Source organism: Rhodococcus sp. 2G (assembly GCF_001886355.1).
GTDB classification, from domain to species: Bacteria; Actinomycetota; Actinomycetes; order Mycobacteriales; family Mycobacteriaceae; genus Rhodococcus; species Rhodococcus pyridinivorans.
Genome location: NZ_CP018063.1, coordinates 4871146 through 4887150 on the forward strand (window position 1 = coordinate 4871146; position 16005 = coordinate 4887150).

General features: G+C 67.9%; 15 protein-coding genes and 1 pseudogene. 11 read left to right on the top strand and 5 right to left on the bottom strand.

What is annotated here, in order from left to right; translation table 11 throughout:
- Positions 1 to 98 precede the first annotated feature (98 nt).
- The 3 genes and pseudogenes from BO226_RS23115 to BO226_RS28240 form a co-directional block, all read left to right on the top strand.
- Complete coding sequence (locus BO226_RS23115) at positions 99 to 758, top strand: TetR/AcrR family transcriptional regulator (RefSeq protein ID WP_071936169.1); 660 nt, start codon at positions 99 to 101, stop codon at positions 756 to 758.
- Positions 755 to 1234: a rhodanese-like domain-containing protein gene (locus BO226_RS23120; RefSeq protein WP_071936170.1), complete on the top strand. Its 480-nt coding sequence runs from the start codon at positions 755 to 757 to the stop codon at positions 1232 to 1234. Before BO226_RS23115 ends, BO226_RS23120 begins: the two co-directional genes overlap by 4 nt.
- Before the next feature lie 190 nt (positions 1235 to 1424).
- A pseudogene (locus tag BO226_RS28240) lies at positions 1425 to 1748 on the top strand (alpha/beta fold hydrolase); the annotation flags it as partial.
- Positions 1749 to 1895: 147 nt separating this feature from the next.
- On the opposite strand, the gene BO226_RS28245 reads toward BO226_RS28240, so the two are convergent.
- Genes BO226_RS28245 through BO226_RS23140 form a run of 3 tightly spaced genes read right to left on the bottom strand, consistent with a single transcriptional unit; the run spans position 1896 to position 4784 of the window.
- Positions 1896 to 2606 carry a type 1 glutamine amidotransferase gene (locus BO226_RS28245; RefSeq protein ID WP_006552453.1) on the bottom strand — a complete coding sequence of 237 codons (711 nt, stop codon included), beginning with the start codon at positions 2604 to 2606 and terminating at the stop codon, positions 1896 to 1898.
- Positions 2599 to 3852, bottom strand: coding sequence for a Mur ligase family protein (locus BO226_RS23135; protein WP_024102795.1), 1254 nt, complete (start codon positions 3850 to 3852; stop codon positions 2599 to 2601). Before BO226_RS23135 ends, BO226_RS28245 begins: the two co-directional genes overlap by 8 nt.
- Positions 3747 to 4784: an EamA family transporter gene (locus BO226_RS23140; RefSeq protein WP_071936171.1), complete on the bottom strand. Its 1038-nt coding sequence runs from the start codon at positions 4782 to 4784 to the stop codon at positions 3747 to 3749. The genes BO226_RS23135 and BO226_RS23140 overlap by 106 nt, the downstream gene beginning before the upstream one ends.
- A gap of 72 nt (positions 4785 to 4856) precedes the next feature.
- On the opposite strand from BO226_RS23140, the gene BO226_RS23145 reads away from it, so the two are divergent.
- Entirely contained in the window at positions 4857 to 5753 is an 897-nt protein-coding gene (locus BO226_RS23145; protein ID WP_071936172.1) for a LysR family transcriptional regulator, read from the top strand.
- A 22-nt stretch (positions 5754 to 5775) separates the two neighbouring features.
- Here the strand turns inward: BO226_RS23145 and BO226_RS23150 are convergent, their stop codons facing one another.
- Both BO226_RS23150 and leuA read right to left on the bottom strand, forming a co-directional pair.
- A complete protein-coding gene (locus BO226_RS23150) occupies positions 5776 to 6150 on the bottom strand; it encodes an SHOCT domain-containing protein (RefSeq protein ID WP_006552449.1) in 375 nt (124 codons plus the stop codon).
- Between the two features lie 234 nt (positions 6151 to 6384).
- On the bottom strand, positions 6385 to 8196 hold the full coding sequence (leuA, locus tag BO226_RS23155; protein WP_024102798.1) for a 2-isopropylmalate synthase: 1812 nt from the start codon (positions 8194 to 8196) through the stop codon (positions 6385 to 6387).
- Positions 8197 to 8654: 458 nt separating this feature from the next.
- Here leuA and BO226_RS23160 point away from each other — a divergent pair, with 458 nt between their 5' ends.
- The 7 genes from BO226_RS23160 (at position 8655) to BO226_RS23190 (ending at position 15923) form a co-directional block, all read left to right on the top strand.
- A complete protein-coding gene (locus BO226_RS23160) occupies positions 8655 to 8927 on the top strand; it encodes a DUF4185 domain-containing protein (protein WP_332260656.1) in 273 nt (90 codons plus the stop codon).
- A gap of 78 nt (positions 8928 to 9005) precedes the next feature.
- Positions 9006 to 10271, top strand: a complete 1266-nt coding sequence (locus BO226_RS23165) for an aspartate kinase (protein ID WP_006552446.1) — start codon at positions 9006 to 9008, stop codon at positions 10269 to 10271.
- Between the two features lie 80 nt (positions 10272 to 10351).
- The gene (locus tag BO226_RS23170) at positions 10352 to 11335 is read left to right on the top strand and encodes an aspartate-semialdehyde dehydrogenase (protein ID WP_016693204.1); all 984 of its coding nucleotides are present in this window, start codon (positions 10352 to 10354) and stop codon (positions 11333 to 11335) included.
- A 143-nt stretch (positions 11336 to 11478) separates the two neighbouring features.
- Positions 11479 to 12057, top strand: a complete 579-nt coding sequence (locus BO226_RS23175) for a TetR/AcrR family transcriptional regulator (protein WP_024102801.1) — start codon at positions 11479 to 11481, stop codon at positions 12055 to 12057.
- Entirely contained in the window at positions 12054 to 13559 is a 1506-nt protein-coding gene (locus BO226_RS23180) for a flavin-containing monooxygenase (protein ID WP_064256709.1), read from the top strand. Before BO226_RS23175 ends, BO226_RS23180 begins: the two co-directional genes overlap by 4 nt.
- A 26-nt stretch (positions 13560 to 13585) precedes the next feature.
- Positions 13586 to 15298 carry an FAD-dependent oxidoreductase gene (locus BO226_RS23185; RefSeq protein ID WP_071936547.1) on the top strand — a complete coding sequence of 571 codons (1713 nt, stop codon included), beginning with the start codon at positions 13586 to 13588 and terminating at the stop codon, positions 15296 to 15298.
- Positions 15291 to 15923 (top strand): hypothetical protein, encoded by a 633-nt coding sequence (locus tag BO226_RS23190; RefSeq protein ID WP_071936174.1) that lies wholly within the window; start codon positions 15291 to 15293, stop codon positions 15921 to 15923. The genes BO226_RS23185 and BO226_RS23190 overlap by 8 nt, the downstream gene beginning before the upstream one ends.
- The last annotated feature ends 82 nt before the right edge of the window (positions 15924 to 16005 follow it).

Genomic DNA, 16005 nt, shown 5'->3' on the forward strand with positions numbered 1-16005 from the left:
TCCCATCCGCTCACGGAAGCCCGTTTCGGACCACATCCACCGAGGTCGGCCGTGTTACCGTCGGGCCTTCTCCAGGCGACGGTTCGAGGAAGCGCGAAGTGGCACGTAGACGTGGGTGGGGCGGGAGTCCTCCCGCCAGCGACGAAGAGGCGTCGCAGCGGATCGTTGCCGCTGCCGTCGACCTGATCGACCGGACCGGCGCGGAGATCAGCATCGCCGATGTGGCCCAGTCCCTGGGCGTGATCCGCCAGACGGTCTACCGCTACTTCCCGAGCGCCGACGCCCTCATGCGTGCGGCCGCCATCGCCTCGGTCGAAGGATTCCTGGAACGACTCACCCGGCAGGTCGCGGGACTCGACGATCCGGTCGAGGCCATGACCGAAGGTGTGGTCTACACGCTCGCGGAGGTGCGTCGCACCCCGCATCTCGGCATCCTGCTGTCGAGCACCTATTCGAACCCGCATCCCGAAGCGATCGCCTCGGAGGAGGCGTGGATGTTCGGCATGGCGATGATCAAGCGGTTCGACGTCGACTGGGAGGAACACGGCTACGACGACGACTCCCTCGCGGAGCTGGTCGAGTACGTGCTGCGCACGATGCAGTCGTTCTTCGTCTCGCCGGGAACCCCGCCACGCTCCGACGACGATCTGCGCCGCTACCTGCGACGATGGATGGGCACGGCGATGCTCGCCCAGCGGGAGTGGGATTCCGGCAATCCCGCGAAGCGCGACTGCTCTCCCGTAGAGTCCGGCTCGTGACGAACGAGCAGCAGATCAGGCGTGCCGATCGTACGCGCGACGGCGATCCCCAGAACGTTCCCCGCCCGCTGGAGGGTGAAGCCGACCGCACGGTGGTGGAGACGACCTGGGGCGAGGTGCAGCCGATGCAGGTGGCGGCGGGCGTGGCAACCGTCGGTGAACTCGAGGTGATCGAACTGCTCGACCGGAGCGCTGCGCTGGTGGACACGCGGGTGCCCGATTCCCGGAGCGGGGTGAGCCTCCCCGGTGCCGTGAACATCCCGCACGAGGACATCGTCGAGAGGAGGGGTGAGCTCGACCCCGCCCGGACGACGATCGTCTTCTGCAACGGTCCCCAGTGCCCTCAGTCGCCCGATGCGATCCGGAAGCTGATCGATGCCGGATATCCCTCGTCCGCGCTCGCCTATTACCGCGGGGGACTGCACGACTGGGCGACTCTGGGATTCCCCCTCGCCCCGGTCCGGCCGGCGTCGTGAAAAGGGCTTGCGTTCGCACTGTGACGTAGCTAACATCGAAGGTGCGAATCGAGCTTATGAGACGTCCGCGGACGACAGAGAGAAGCTCGTGAAGCAGAGATCCGGCCCGGAGAACGCGTAAAGCGAATCACCGGGCCGAACCCCTGTTCAGGGGAGGTTTCGCGGCCGATCGCCGCGACTGCAGCAGGGGTTGCACAGGGCGTCTGGGAGGCGGTCGCGCCCCACTTGCACGCCGCGGGTTCGCACCTTCGCCCCGGATCAGCGCGGCTACTCGCCCGGCGCCCCACCACCCCGCCGCCGTGACTACGGCCTCGACCTGCTCGTCGGCGACGTCGCGGCGCTCATCGAGTCGGTACCCGGTGGTCGCGCGCACGTTGTCGGCCACGACTGGGGAGCTGCCGTCGCGGGGGTGCTCGCGGCGCATCGTCCCGATCTCGTCCGCACCGTGACGGCGGTGTCCGTTCCGCATCCGACGGCGTTCCTGCGCTCGTTCTTCACCAGCGGGCGATCGGATCCGCCGGGGTCGACGCGACGGCCCACTACGTCAGTGGGCCGTACCGACGGGAAACGCTCGTCGGTACGAGCCACTGGATTCCCGACGAGGAGCCGGAGAAGCTCGCGCGGCTGGTCCTCGAACACATCGCCGCGCACGGTTGATCACTCAGGCGCGCAACCGTTCCTGCCGCAGCAGATCGACCTCGGGCAGATCCAGCGGCGGCAGCGAGTCGACTCCCAGAGCGCGCATCAGGAGATGATCGGCGAGCTCGGGATTGCGGGCGAGCACGGGACCGTGCAGATAGGTGCCGATCACCGAACCCTGCACGGCACCTTCGAGTCCGTCGCCCACGCCGTTGCCGACACCGCGGTCGACGCGGCCGAGTCCGGTGGCATCGGACCCGAGAGTCGTTCCGCCGCGGTGGTTCTCGAATCCCGTCAGCGGCTGGGTGAGGCCGGAGAGGGTGGGGCGGATGACGATCTCGCCGATCGCGCGGGTCTGCTGCGGCGAGGTGGTCGCGTCGAGGATGCCGACACCGTCGACGCGTTCGCCCGAGGACGTCTCGTACCAGTGGCCGAGCACCTGGATCGCGGCACAGATGGCCAGCACGGGCGCTCCGCGTTCGGCGGCGCGCTGCAGACCCGGATAACGCTGCAGGTGCCGCGTGGCCAGTCGCTGCGCGGCGTCCTCGGCACCACCGAGGGTGTAGAGATCGAGGGACTCGGGGACGGGATCGTTCAGTCCGATCTCGACGATCTCGGCGTCGTGGCCGCGCATCCGCAGGCGCTGGCGCAGCACCAGGGCGTTGCCTCCGTCGCCGTAGGTGCCCATCACGTCGGGCAGGACGAGTCCGATGCGGACGGTCGACTCAGACATGGGCAGCTCTCCTGGCGATGGCGGTGTTGAGATCGCGGAACGCGGTGTAGTTGGCGAGCACCTCCACGCGGCCGGGAGGGCACGAGGCGATGGCCTTCAGCGGATCCGGCACCAGCGTGTGCTCGACACCCGCGTAGGTCAGGCGGACGGCGAGATCGGTGCCGCGTTCTCCGGCTGCCACCACCTGCACGCCTTCGAAGTGTTCGAAGCGGACGTCCCACAGCCACGACAGGTCCTCACCGTCGGGCACCTGACCGTTGACGGCGATCACCAGGCCGTCGACGGTCGGGTCGATCATCGACAGGGCCTCCTGCCAGCCGGCGGGGTTCTTCGCGAGCAGCATGTGCACCGAATGCGGTCCGACCTGCACCGTCTTGTAGCGACCGGCGACCTCTTCGACGACCGAGGCGGCAGCGACGGCCTTCGCCGGATCGGCACCGAGGGCGACGGCGGCCGCGACCGCCTGGGCGGCGTTGCCCCGGTTGGCGCGACCGGGGAGGGTCAGCTTCAGCGGGAGGACGAGGCCGTCCGGTCCGTACAGGTTCTCGTCGTCGACCCACCAGTCCGGTGTCGGCCGGGCGAAGTCGGAGCCGGTGCTGTACCAGTGGTCGCCTTCGCGGGCGATCGGCTCGCCCGTGCGCGGGCAGCTCACCGAGTCGTTGGCCCAGCCGGCGCCGGCGGCGACCCACACGACGTTCGGGTTGTCGTAGGCGGCGGACGTGACGAGCACGTCGTCGCAGTTCGCGACGATCACGGCGTCGGGATGCCGCTTCAGGCCCTCACGCAGCTTCCGCTCGATCATGTTGATCTCGCCGACTCGGTCGAGCTGGTCGCGGGTGAGGTTGAGCAGCACGATCGCGCGGGGCTCGAGGGCGTCGGCGACGTGCGGGGTGTGGAGTTCGTCGACTTCGATCGCGGCGAGCGGCGCCCGGAGATCGGTGGCGAGCGCGGCGACGATCCCGGCGTCCATGTTCGCGCCGTCCGCCTGGGTGACGACCGAATCGATCGTCTCGAGCGCGGCGGCCGTCATACGGGTCGTTGTGGACTTGCCGTTCGTCCCGGTGACGAGCACGGTCTGCCGGCCGTGGCCGAGCTGCTTCATCAGTGCCGGGTCGATCTTCAGGGCGACGAGCCCTCCGATCATCGAGCCCTTACCGCGTCCGGCCTTCTGGGACGCCCACGCGGCGGCTCGGGCTGCGCGCAATGCGAGCCGTCCACGTGCGGTGATTCCTGTGCTGGTTCCCACGTCGGCGAGTGTTCCACAGGCGCGGGAGCGTTGTGTCGCCGGAGGAGCGTCCTGCTCGTCACACTGCGGTGTCCGCCCTGGGCGGCGAGGGCTCCGACGATGACGATCACACCGCCGATCAGGGAGGACGGTGCCGGTCGCTCGCCGAGCGTGATCCACGCGACGGTAAACCCGACGACCGGCACCATGAGGGAGAGCGGCGCGACGGTCCCGGCGGGATAGCGCGACAGCAGCGAGGCGTAGATGCCGGTGCCGGCGATCGTGCCCGCCAGGACGACGTAGGTGAGTCCGGCCAGCGCCAGGCCCCCGTCCACGGTGGTGACGGCGGTGCCGAGGGTGGACCAGACATGCGGGCCCTCGGCGAACCAGGAGATCCCGAAGAAGGGGAGCACGGGCACGACGCACATCCACAGCATCAGGCGCATGGGGTCGGCGGCGCCCGCTTTGCGGGTCGCGATGTTGCCGACCGCCCACGACAGACCGGCGAGCAAGGCGAGGGTCATGGGGAGCAGGCTCGCGTCCGCGGCGCCCTGCCCCACGGCGACGATCACCATGCCGGACACGGCGACGACGAGACCGGCGAGGCGGACACCGTCGAGCCGTTCGCGCAGGAACAGTGCGGCGAGCAGGACCGTGAAGGGCGCGGACGACTGCAGTACGAGCGACGCGAGGCCCGTGGGTAGACCGGCCTCCATCGCCCAGAACAGGAAGGCGAACTGGGCGAAGCCGAACCCGGCGCCGTAGAGCAGGAGCCAGCGCAGGGGAACGGCGGGTCGCGGGACGAACAGCAGGACCGGGACGGCGATGATCGCGAAGCGCAGTCCGGCGAAGAAGAACGGCGGGAAGTGGTCGAGGCCCAGTCTGATCGCGAGGAAGTTGCATCCCCAGAGCACCACGACGGTGAACGCGAGCAGACGGTCCCGGAACGACATGCCGTCAATTCTTTGCGCAGGAAACAATCAGTACAAGCGAATGTTTCTGAAGAAAGTATGTAGTTTTACTACATGGACGTCGTGCGATTGCGGATACTGCGCGAACTCGCCGACCGCGGAACCGTGGCTGCGACAGCCGCAGCGTTGTCGATGACACCGTCAGCCGTCTCGCAGCAGCTCAAGGTGCTCGCCCGGGAGGCGGGAGTGCCTCTACTCGAACCCGACGGCCGACGCCTGCGGTTCACCGACGCGGGTCGTGCGCTCGTGGTGCGCGCCGACGAGGTGCTCGACGCCCTCGACCGGGCCGCCGACGAGATGACCGCCTATGCGCGGTCGCCCCGCGGACGGGTGCGCGTGGCGTCGTTCCCCTCCGGGGCAGCACTCCTGCTGCCGGCCGTGCTCGAGGCGGCCGGGGCGATCGGCGTCGAGTTGGACGTGAGCGACGAGGACGTCCCGGCCTCGGCCGCGCCCGCACTGCTCGCCGACTACGACGTGGTGCTCACCCACCGCGACGAGCGTTCGGCTCCGCTGTCCGGGCCGCGTGTCCACGTCGAGACGCTCATGCGCGAACCGATCGATGTCGTCCTCCCTCCCGGGCACCGGCTCGCGGCGCAGGACCGCGTGCAGGTCGACGAACTGGTGGGGGAGCGCTGGATCAGCGTGCGGGGTGGATTCCCCGTCGACGACGTGTTGCTCTCCGTCGCGGCGGTGACGGGTATCCGTGCTCGGGTTGTGCACCGCATCAACGACTTCCGTGTCATCGAGGAACTCGTCGCGGCGGGGCACGGGGTGGCCCTGCTGCCGCGGTACTCGGTTCTGCATCCCGCCTTGGTGCGCCTGCCGCTGGCCGGTGTACGTGCGGCGCGGATCTACGAGCTCGTCACTCGCCCGGGAGCGGCGCGACGGCCAGCCGTGGGTGCCGTGCTCGACAGCTTCCGGGCCGCAGCGGCACGGAAGCTGTCGATGTGAACGAACGGGTGGTCGCGCGGGATCAGGCGAGTGCCTTGGCCTTCAGTGCGTCGAACTCGGCCTGGTCGATGACACCCTCGTCGAGCAGCTTCTTCGCGTCGGCTATGTGTTCGGCGGGCGACTTGCCGGCGACCGAGCGGATGTAGTCGTCCTGCACGGCCTTGTACTGCGCGGCCTCCTTCGCGGAGCGCTCTGCCATTCCGGTGCCGTGGACGATCAGATAGATCAGGCCTGTGAGCCACGGGAAGACGAACAGGAAGACGATCCAGATCGCCTTGACCCAGCCGGACTGTTCGCGGTTGCGGAACAGATCCCCGATGATCATCCACAACATGATGAGGTACGCGATGAATGCGAAGCAGACGATGATGTACCAGATGATGTCCATGAATTCCATACGCACACTCCGGGGTTCGAGCAGAACGACTCTGCGGGACGAGAATTGCGGAATTCGACGGATATCACCCGTGAACGGGTTCGTTCTCGTCGAACATTCGGAACTGTATCTTTCCGGAGAGTGCGGTAATTGCCCGAAACGGTATTTGCGAGATGAATTGTCGGGGTGAAAATCCCCGAAAACGACGAATGCGGTGGACCCTCATGGGTCCACCGCATTCGGTTCGGAGACGGATCAGCGGTGCGAGCGGTTCACCGCGGAGACCATCGCGCGCAGCGACGCCGTGGTGATCGACGGGGCGATGCCCACGCCCCACACCAGGACGGTCGTGCCGTCGGGACGCGTGACGTCGGCCTCGACGTAGGCCGCGGCGTTGGCGTCGTCGCCGGCGGACATGGCGTGCTCGGCGTAACCGCGAACGGCCACCTGGTAACCCAGCGACTCGAGGGCGTCGACGAAGGCCGCCAGCGGGCCGTTGCCGCTGCCGGAGATCTCCTTCTCCACGCCGTCGACCTTCAGCACGGCGGCGATGCTGTCCTCACCGTCGTCGGTCTCGGCCGCGGTGACCTTCTGCCGGATGCGCTCGAGCGGCGAGACCGGGGCCAGGTACTCCTCGTGGAAGATGTCCCACATCTCCTTGGGGCTGACCTCGCCACCATCACCGTCGGTGACCTTCTGCACGGCCTGCGAGAACTCGATCTGCAGGCGACGCGGCAGGTTCAGGCCGTGGTCGTGCTTCATGATGTACGCGATGCCGCCCTTGCCGGACTGCGAGTTCACGCGGATCACGGCCTCGTAGGTGCGGCCGACGTCCTTCGGGTCGATCGGCAGGTAGGGTACGGCCCAGGTGTGGTCGTCGACGTCGACACCGGCGGCTTCGGCGTCGACCTTCATCGCGTCGATGCCCTTGTTGATCGCGTCCTGGTGGCTGCCGGAGAAGGCGGTGTAGACCAGGTCGCCACCGTAGGGGTGGCGCTCGTGGACGGGCAGCTGGTTGCAGTACTCGACCGTGCGGCGGATCTCGTCGATGTTCGAGAAGTCGATCTGCGGGTCGACGCCACGGCTGAACATATTCATGCCCAGGGTCACCAGGCAGACGTTGCCGGTGCGCTCACCGTTGCCGAAGAGGCAGCCCTCGATGCGGTCGGCACCGGCCTGGTAGCCCAGCTCGGCCGCGGCGACACCCGTGCCGCGGTCGTTGTGCGGGTGCAGCGACAGGATGATCGAGTCGCGCTTCGCCAGGTTGCGGTGCATCCACTCGATCGAGTCGGCGTAGACGTTGGGGGTGGCCATCTCGACGGTGGCAGGCAGGTTGATGATCACCGGGTTCTCGGGGGTCGCGCCCAAGGTCTCGACGACCGCGTCGCAGACATCCTTGGCGTACGACAGCTCGGTTCCGGTGTACGACTCGGGGGAGTACTCCCAGCGCCAGTTGGTGTCGGGGTGGTTCTTCGCCTCTTCGAGCACCAGCTCCGCGGCGTCGGTCGCGATCTTCTCGACGGTCTCCTTGTCGGCGCGGAACACCACGCGACGCTGCAGGATCGACGTCGAGTTGTAGAAGTGCACGATCACGTTCTGCGCCCCGGCGCACGCCTCGAAGGTGCGCTTGATCAGTTCGGGGCGGGACTGCGTCAGCACCTGGATGGTGACATCGTCGGGAATCGCGCCGTCCTCGATGATCTCGCGGACGAAATCGAAATCGGTCTGGCTCGCGGACGGGAAACCGACCTCGATCTCCTTGTAGCCCATGCGTACGAGCAAATCGAACATGCGCCGCTTACGGGCGGGGCTCATCGGGTCGATCAGCGCCTGGTTGCCGTCGCGCAGGTCCACGGCGCACCACGCCGGGGCGCGATCGATGATCTTGTCGGGCCAGGTGCGGTCGGGCAGCGAGATCGACTCGACTTCCTCGGCGAACGGCCGGTACCGGTAGGTCGGCATCGACGAGTTCTTCTGCTTGTTCCACGACGGCTGGTCGGCCGGGGCCGGCTTGCTCGGCGGCGTGATGGTGCGCGAGCCGGAGGTGAAAGCGTCGGCGGGTGACATGACGTAACTCCAAAGAGAAAAGGGGACCTGTGGGCCCAGATCGAATATCGACCGGCGCGTCGAAACCCCGCGACGGGAAGCCGGTCTGGTCAGATCCCGCCGCGGCGGCCGAGGAGAAGCACGCGCTGCATGCCCAGCAGTGTATCGCGCCATACCCCACCTCGACCAAGTGGCACCTCCCACACGCATGCGTCCCGTGTGACCGGGCGGCGGTGATGTCGTGACCCGATCGATACGAACGTGCCTGACAGCGGTACTTGCACTGCTCGCACTCGGACTCATGGCGGTCTCCGCCCCCGCGGCGCACGCCCAACCCTGCGACTCGGGAACTCCCCGGCTCGGGTTCGGGCTCCGGATCCTTCGGCACGGGATCATCGGCACGGGATCACCGGCACGGAATCATCAGGACCGCAGCTCGGGGCACTCCCGCGAACGGTGCAGCAGCTGCCACACCGGACGTGCCACCCGCCGTCGGGGAGATGTCGGTGCAGTTCCTGGGCGGTGAGTTCGTCATGCTCTACGGCAACGAGGCGAACGGCACGATCGAGATGAGGACGTCCGCGAGACCCGAGGGGCCGTGGAGCGAGGCCCGCGTGCTGGTCACCCACCGCGAGATCGGTGGTCTCTACGCTCCGTTCATCCACCCGTGGTCCACGGATACGGATCTCTACTTCACCGCCTCGCGGTGGGGCGACTACAACGTCATCCTGTTGCGCACGACACTTTCCTGAGACGCCCCGGGTCGATGGAAGCCGCGGTCGGTAAGCTGGGCCACTGGACTTGTTCCCGAGACCCGGAGGTTGGCCAGCGTGGCACTCGTCGTCCAGAAGTACGGAGGATCCTCGGTCGCGACGGCCGAGCGGATCCGGCGCGTCGCTGAAAGGATCGTCGAGACCAAGAAGGCGGGCAACGACGTCGTGGTCGTCGTCTCGGCTATGGGAGACACGACCGACGAACTCCTCGATCTCGCACAGCAGGTGTGCCCGGCCCCGCCGGCCCGCGAAATGGACATGCTCCTCACCTCCGGTGAGCGCATCTCCAACTCCCTCGTCGCGATGGCGATCCACTCGCTCGGCGCCGAGGCCCGGTCGTTCACCGGTTCCCAGGCGGGCGTGATCACCACGGGCAGCCACGGCAAGGCGAAGATCATCGACGTCACCCCCGGCCGTGTGCGCACCGCCCTCGACGAGGGCAGCATCGTGCTGGTCGCCGGCTTCCAGGGTGTGAGCCAGGACAGCAAGGACATCACGACTCTCGGTCGTGGCGGTTCGGACACGACCGCCGTCGCACTCGCCGCCGCGTTGAACGCGGACGTCTGCGAGATCTACACCGACGTCGACGGCGTGTTCTCCGCGGACCCGCGCATCGTCAAGGACGCGCAGCGCCTCGAGAAGGTCTCCTTCGAGGAGATGCTCGAGCTCGCCGCGTGCGGCGCGAAGGTTCTCATGCTGCGGTGCGTGGAGTACGCCCGCCGCTACAACGTGCCCGTGCACGTTCGTTCGTCGTACACCACCAAGCCCGGCACCATGGTGTCCGGATCGATGGAGGACATCCCTGTGGAAGAGGCCCTGATCACCGGCGTTGCGCACGATCGCAGCGAAGCGAAGATCACCGTCGTCGGTATCCCCGACACCCCCGGTTACGCCGCCAAGGTGTTCCGCGCCGTCGCCGACGCCGAGATCAACATCGACATGGTGCTGCAGAACATCTCGAAGGTCGAGACCGGCAAGACCGACATCACCTTCACCTGCCCGAAGAGTGACGGCCCGCGCGCGGTCGAGCTCCTCACCAAGCAGCAGGGCGACATCGGCTTCACCCAGGTCCTCTTCGACGACCACATCGGCAAGGTCTCCCTCGTCGGTGCCGGCATGAAGAGCCACCCCGGCGTCACGGCCAAGTTCTGCGAGGCTCTCGCCGACGCCGGCATCAACATCGACCTGATCTCGACGTCGGAGATCCGCATCTCCGTGCTCGTGGATGACAACGAACTCGACGACGCCGTGCGCGCTCTGCACGCGGCATTCGAGCTCGGCGGCGACGAAGAGGCCGTCGTGCACGCAGGAACGGGGCGGTAAACGTGACCACCAATCAGGCGAGCGAAGCGACGGGCAAGACCATTGCGGTCGTAGGCGCCACGGGGCAGGTCGGTATCGTCATGCGCACCCTGCTCGAGGAGCGCAACTTCCCGGCCGACACGGTTCGGTTCTTCGCGTCGGCCCGCTCGGCCGGCAAGAAGCTACCGTTCCGCGGTGAGGAGATCGTGGTCGAGGACGTCGCGGCGACCTCCGACGAGGATCTGAAGGGCATCGACATCGCGCTGTTCTCGGCCGGTGGCACCCTCTCCAAGGAACAGGCTCCGCGCTTCGCGGCCGCCGGTGCGATCGTCGTCGACAACTCGTCGGCATGGCGCAAGGACCCCGAGGTTCCGCTCGTCGTCAGCGAGGTCAACCCGGAGCAGGTGAAGAACCCACCGAAGGGCATCATCGCCAACCCGAACTGCACCACGATGGCCGCGATGCCGGTGCTCAAGGCACTGCACGACGAGGCCGGACTCCAGCGCCTGATCGTGTCGAGCTACCAGGCGGTCTCCGGTAGCGGACTGGCGGGCGTCGAGGAACTCGTCGGCCAGGTGCGTGCCGTCGCCGACGAGGCCGACAAGCTCGTCCACGCGGGCGACGCCGTCGACTTCCCGGCCCCGAACAAGTACGTCGCGCCCATCGCGTTCAACGTCGTGCCGCTCGCCGGCTCGATCGTCGACGACGGAACGGGTGAGACCGACGAGGACCAGAAGCTGCGCAACGAGTCGCGCAAGATCCTCGGCCTGCCGGACCTGCTCGTGTCGGGCACGTGCGTGCGCGTTCCCGTCGTGACCGGCCACTCGCTGTCGATCAACGCCGAGTTCGAGCGGCCGCTGTCGGTCGAGCGTGCGCAGGAGCTGCTCGCGAACGCTCCGGGCGTCCGCCTCGTCGACGTGCCGACCCCGCTCGCCGCAGCGGGCGACGACGTCTCGCTCGTGGGCCGCATCCGTCAGGATCCGGGTGCTCCTGAGGGCCGCGGTCTCGCGCTCTTCGTCTCGGGCGACAATCTGCGCAAGGGTGCTGCTCTCAACACCATCCAGATCGCTGAGCTGCTCGTCTAGGCGACCTTCCGACCTTCTCGACGGAGCGGGTGGACCTCTTCGGGTCCACCCGCTCCGTCGCGTTTCGGGCCTGATCCGGTATACCCGAGAAATATTTACAAGCAGTCTGGACTGTTTGTTGTTTTCCCGTTACGCTGCGATGCGTGATCCAGGACACTGCGCCGAACGGTGGTCGCACCCAGGCGCAACGCACAGCCGCGACGCGAGCCAAGCTGCTCGACGCCGCGGTCGACTCGCTCGTCGAGCATGGCTATTCGGGAACCAGCACGCAGGGCATCGCCAAACGTGCCGGAGTCTCGCGAGGCGCCCAGCTCCACCACTTCCCGACGAAGGAGAGCCTTGTCGTCGCGGCGGTCGGGCACCTCGTCGACAGGCGGCTGCAGGAGATCCTCGAGACACGACCCGATCCGGAGCACGGCTTCGAAACGCTCATGGATGCCTTCTCCGGCCCGCTCTTCGCCGCAGCGCTCGAACTGTGGGTCGCGGCGCGGACCGATCCGTCCCTGCACGAGGCGGTGATCCCGCTCGAACGCAAGGTGTCGGACGCGCTCCGCACGGGTTGCCTGGAGATCATGGGCGACCGGGTCTCGCCCGACCACATCGACCTCAGCATCGAAATCGCCCGGGGCTTCGCCGTCTCGGCCCTGATGCGTACCCCCGAATCCGATCGAGAATTCCGGGAGCGCCTGCTCCCGGTCTGGAAGGCGCTGGTGATGAAATGAGTCTCGCACTGCTTCCCGATCACGTGCACACGCTCGTCGTCGGCGCGGGCTTCGGTGGCATCGGTATGACCGCAACGCTGTTGCGCGAGAACCCCGACGCCGACGTCCTCGTCCTCGAGCGCGGTGACGACGTCGGCGGAACCTGGCGCGTGAACACCTATCCCGGTGCCGCATGCGATGTTCCGAGCGCGCTGTACTCGTTCTCCTTCGCGCCCGAACCCGACTGGTCGCGAGCGTACGGCACCCAGGAGGAGATCTACGCGTACCTCCGCCGTGTTGCACGTGAGCAGGGCGTGACCGACCGGACGATGTTCGGGTGCGAACTGCGCGCGGCGCAGTGGGACGCCGAGCGTGCCGTGTGGCGGATCTCCACCTCCCGTGGCGACCTGACGGCCGACGTGCTCGTCGCCGCGACCGGCGCCCTCTCCACACCCACCTATCCGAAGGTTTCCGGCCTGGAGTTGTTCCGCGGCAAGAAGTTTCATTCGGCCGAGTGGGATCACGACCACGACCTCACGGGTGAGCGTGTCGCCGTCATCGGTACCGGCGCGTCGGCCATCCAGTTCGTGCCGGCGATCGTCGACCGCGTCGAACATCTCACGCTGTTCCAGCGCACGGCCTCCTGGGTGATGCCCAAGCACGACCACGTCATCGCGCGGTCGGTCCGCACGCTCTACCGGCGCTTCTCCCTGGCCCAGAAGCTCATGCGCGGATTCGTGTACGGGCAGAGGGAGATCTACGTCGTCGGCATGACGAAGCCCTTCGCCCGCAAGTACCTCCTGCCGCTGTTCGAGGTCCGGGCACGCCAGGTGCTGCGCAAGAACGTGCGCGATCCTGAGCTGCGCAAGCGCCTGACCCCCGATTTCGCGATCACCTGCAAGCGGATCCTGTTGTCCAACGACTGGTTCCCGGCCATCACCCGCCCGAAGGTGGACGTGGTGTCCTCCGGTCTGGCAGCGGTCACCGAGAACGGTGTCGTCGACGACAAGGGCACCGAGTACCCGGTCGACACCATCATCTTCGGTACCGGTTTCACGCCGACGGAACCGCCGGTCGCGCACCATATCCGCGGTGGCGACGGCCGCACCCTCGCCGAGACCTGGGACGGCAGCCCCTCGGCCTATCTCGGCATCACCGTGCCCGGCTTCCCCAATCTGTTCCTCATGTACGGCCCCAACACCAATCTCGGCCACAGCTCGATCGTGTACATGCTCGAATCCCAGGCCAACTACATCTCCGACGCGCTGCGCACGATGGAGCGTCACGGCATCTCGGCCGTGGAGGTGCGCGACGACGCGGTGCGCCGCTACACCGCCGATCTCGACCCGGCGCTGAACAACACGGTCTGGAACCAGGGTGGCTGCAGCAGCTGGTACATCGACGAGAAGGGCCGCAATTCCGTGATGTGGCCGACCTTCACGTGGCAGTACCGGGCGCGGACCAAGCAGTTCGACCCGGAGAGCTACACGGAACACCGAGCGACGGCAGGAGCGGGCGCATGAAGCAGAGCGACGGCAGGAGCGACCGCATGACCCATTACGACGTCCTCGTTATCGGATCCGGATTCGGCGGCAGCGTCGCAGCACTGCGCGCCACCGAGAAGGGATACAAGATAGGAGTTCTCGAGGCCGGACGGCGTTTCGAGGACGACGAGCTGCCCGAGACGAGCTGGCGGCTGCGCAAGTACCTGTGGGCGCCGCAGGTGGGATGCTACGGGGTGCAGCGCATGCACCTGCTGCCCAACGTGCTCGTCATGGCGGGAGCCGGTGTGGGCGGCGGGTCGCTGAACTACGCCAACACCCTGTACAAGCCGCCGACGCCCTTCTTCCGCGACCCGCAGTGGGGTCACATCACCGATTGGGAAGCGGAACTGACGCCGTACTACGACCAGGCGGCACGGATGCTCGGCGTCCGCCCCAATCCCAGCATCACGCCCGCGGACGAGGTGATGCGCCAGGTCGCCGACGAGATGGGTGTCGGCCACACCTACACGACCACCCCGGTCGGTGTGTTCTTCGACGAGCCCGGCAGGACGGTGCCCGACCCGTTCTTCGGTGGAGCCGGCCCCGACCGCACCGGCTGCACGGAGTGCGGCAGCTGCATGACGGGTTGCCGTGTGGGAGCGAAGAACACGCTCGTCAAGAACTACCTCTACCTCGCGGAGAAGGCCGGCGCGCACATCCACGCCCTCACGACGGTGACCCGTGTGGTGCCCCGTACCGGTGGTGGGTATGAGGTCCACACCCGCAGCACGAACGGCATCAGGAAGCGCCGCAAGGTCTTCACCGCCGACCAGGTGGTGATCGCGGCCGGTACCTACGGTACGGCGCGCCTGCTGCTCGCGAGCCGCGAGACCGGCGACCTGCCGAACCTGTCTCCGGCCCTCGGCACCGTGGTGCGCACCAACTCCGAGGCGGTGCTCGCCGCGACCGCGCAGGATCGCGTCGTCGACTACACGAAGGGCGTGGCCATCACGTCGTCCTTCCACCCGGACGACCACACCCACATCGAACCGGTGCGGTACGGCAAGGGCAGCAACCTGATCGGTCTGCTCCAGGCGCTGCTCGTCGACGGTGGCACGCGGATGCCGCGACTGCTGAAGTTCTTCGGTGTCGCCGCGAAGAATCCCGCCGCCTTCCTCCGCTCGCTGTCGGTCCGGAACTGGTCCGAGCGCACGGTCATCGCTCTCGTGATGCAGACCGACGACAACTCTCTCGAGCTCGCGACCCGGCGCACGCCGATCGGCCGGGGCCTGACCAGCAAGCAGGGGCCGGGCACTCCGCCGCCCGAGTGGATTCCGGTGGGCCACGAAGCGGTCCGCCGCGTCGCCGACAAGATCGACGGCGACGCCGGTGGTTCGATCGCCGACCTGTTCGACATCCCGATGACCGCGCACTTCCTCGGCGGGTGCGCGATCGGCGATTCGCCGCGTACCGGCACCGTCGACCCGTACCTGCGTGTCTACGGGCACAAGGGTCTGCACGTCGTCGACGGCTCCGCGGTGAGCGCCAACCTCGGCGTGAACCCGTCCCTCACGATCACCGCGCAGGCCGAACGTGCGCTGGCGCTGTGGCCGAACAAGGGGGAGAAGGACAACCGGCCTCCGCTCGGGTCGGCCTACGAACCCGTGCAGCCCGTGCAGCCCGTGCGTCCGGCCGTGCCCGTCGAGGCCCCGGCGGCGCTGCGACTGCCCATCACCCCCGTTCGGAAGGAGAGCGCCCGTGCTCTGGACAGTGCCTGAGAGCGAGGACGAACGCACCGACTATCCGGTCTCGCCGCCACCGCCATGGCCGGCCTCCGTGCGGGCCGCCCTGTGGTGGCATCGCAGCACCCCGGACGCCTCCCAGTACGGGCCGACCGGCGCAACCCTGCCCATCACCCTCGCGATGATGGTCGACTACCTCGACTCGCCGGTCGGGCCGTACCGCGAGGTGCTGGCCAGCCCGGTGCTGCGCCGCGACCTGATCCCGGCGATGGCGGTGCCGTTCATCGCCGTCGACTCCGAGCCGTCGGTGCACGGTGGTCGCGAACACTGGAAGCTGCCGAAGGTGCTCGCGAAGTTCGACGGCGACGTCCTCGGCGATTTCTCCGCGACCGGCGCCCGATGGAGCGTGGCCACCTCGGCCGCGCCGAAGGGCCCGGAACTGCCGATCGCAGGTGGACTGACCTTCGCGCAGCCGATCCCCGGCGGCGCCGTCGAACGCGCCACCGCCCGGCTGCGGGGGAAGTTCCGTTACGCGCGGGTGACCGTCGCGGCGGAGGGACCGACGCTGAGCCGCTGGCTTCGCCCCGGCACCCACCACGGCATCGTCATCACCTCCGGACGGATGTCCACGGGCGCGTCGCGAGTCGTGTCGCGTATGTAGGTCAGCCGGTCTCTCCGCCGTCGAGGAGATCGCCGATGCCGACGCACACGCGATATTCGACGTGCAGATCTTCGGGGTGCTG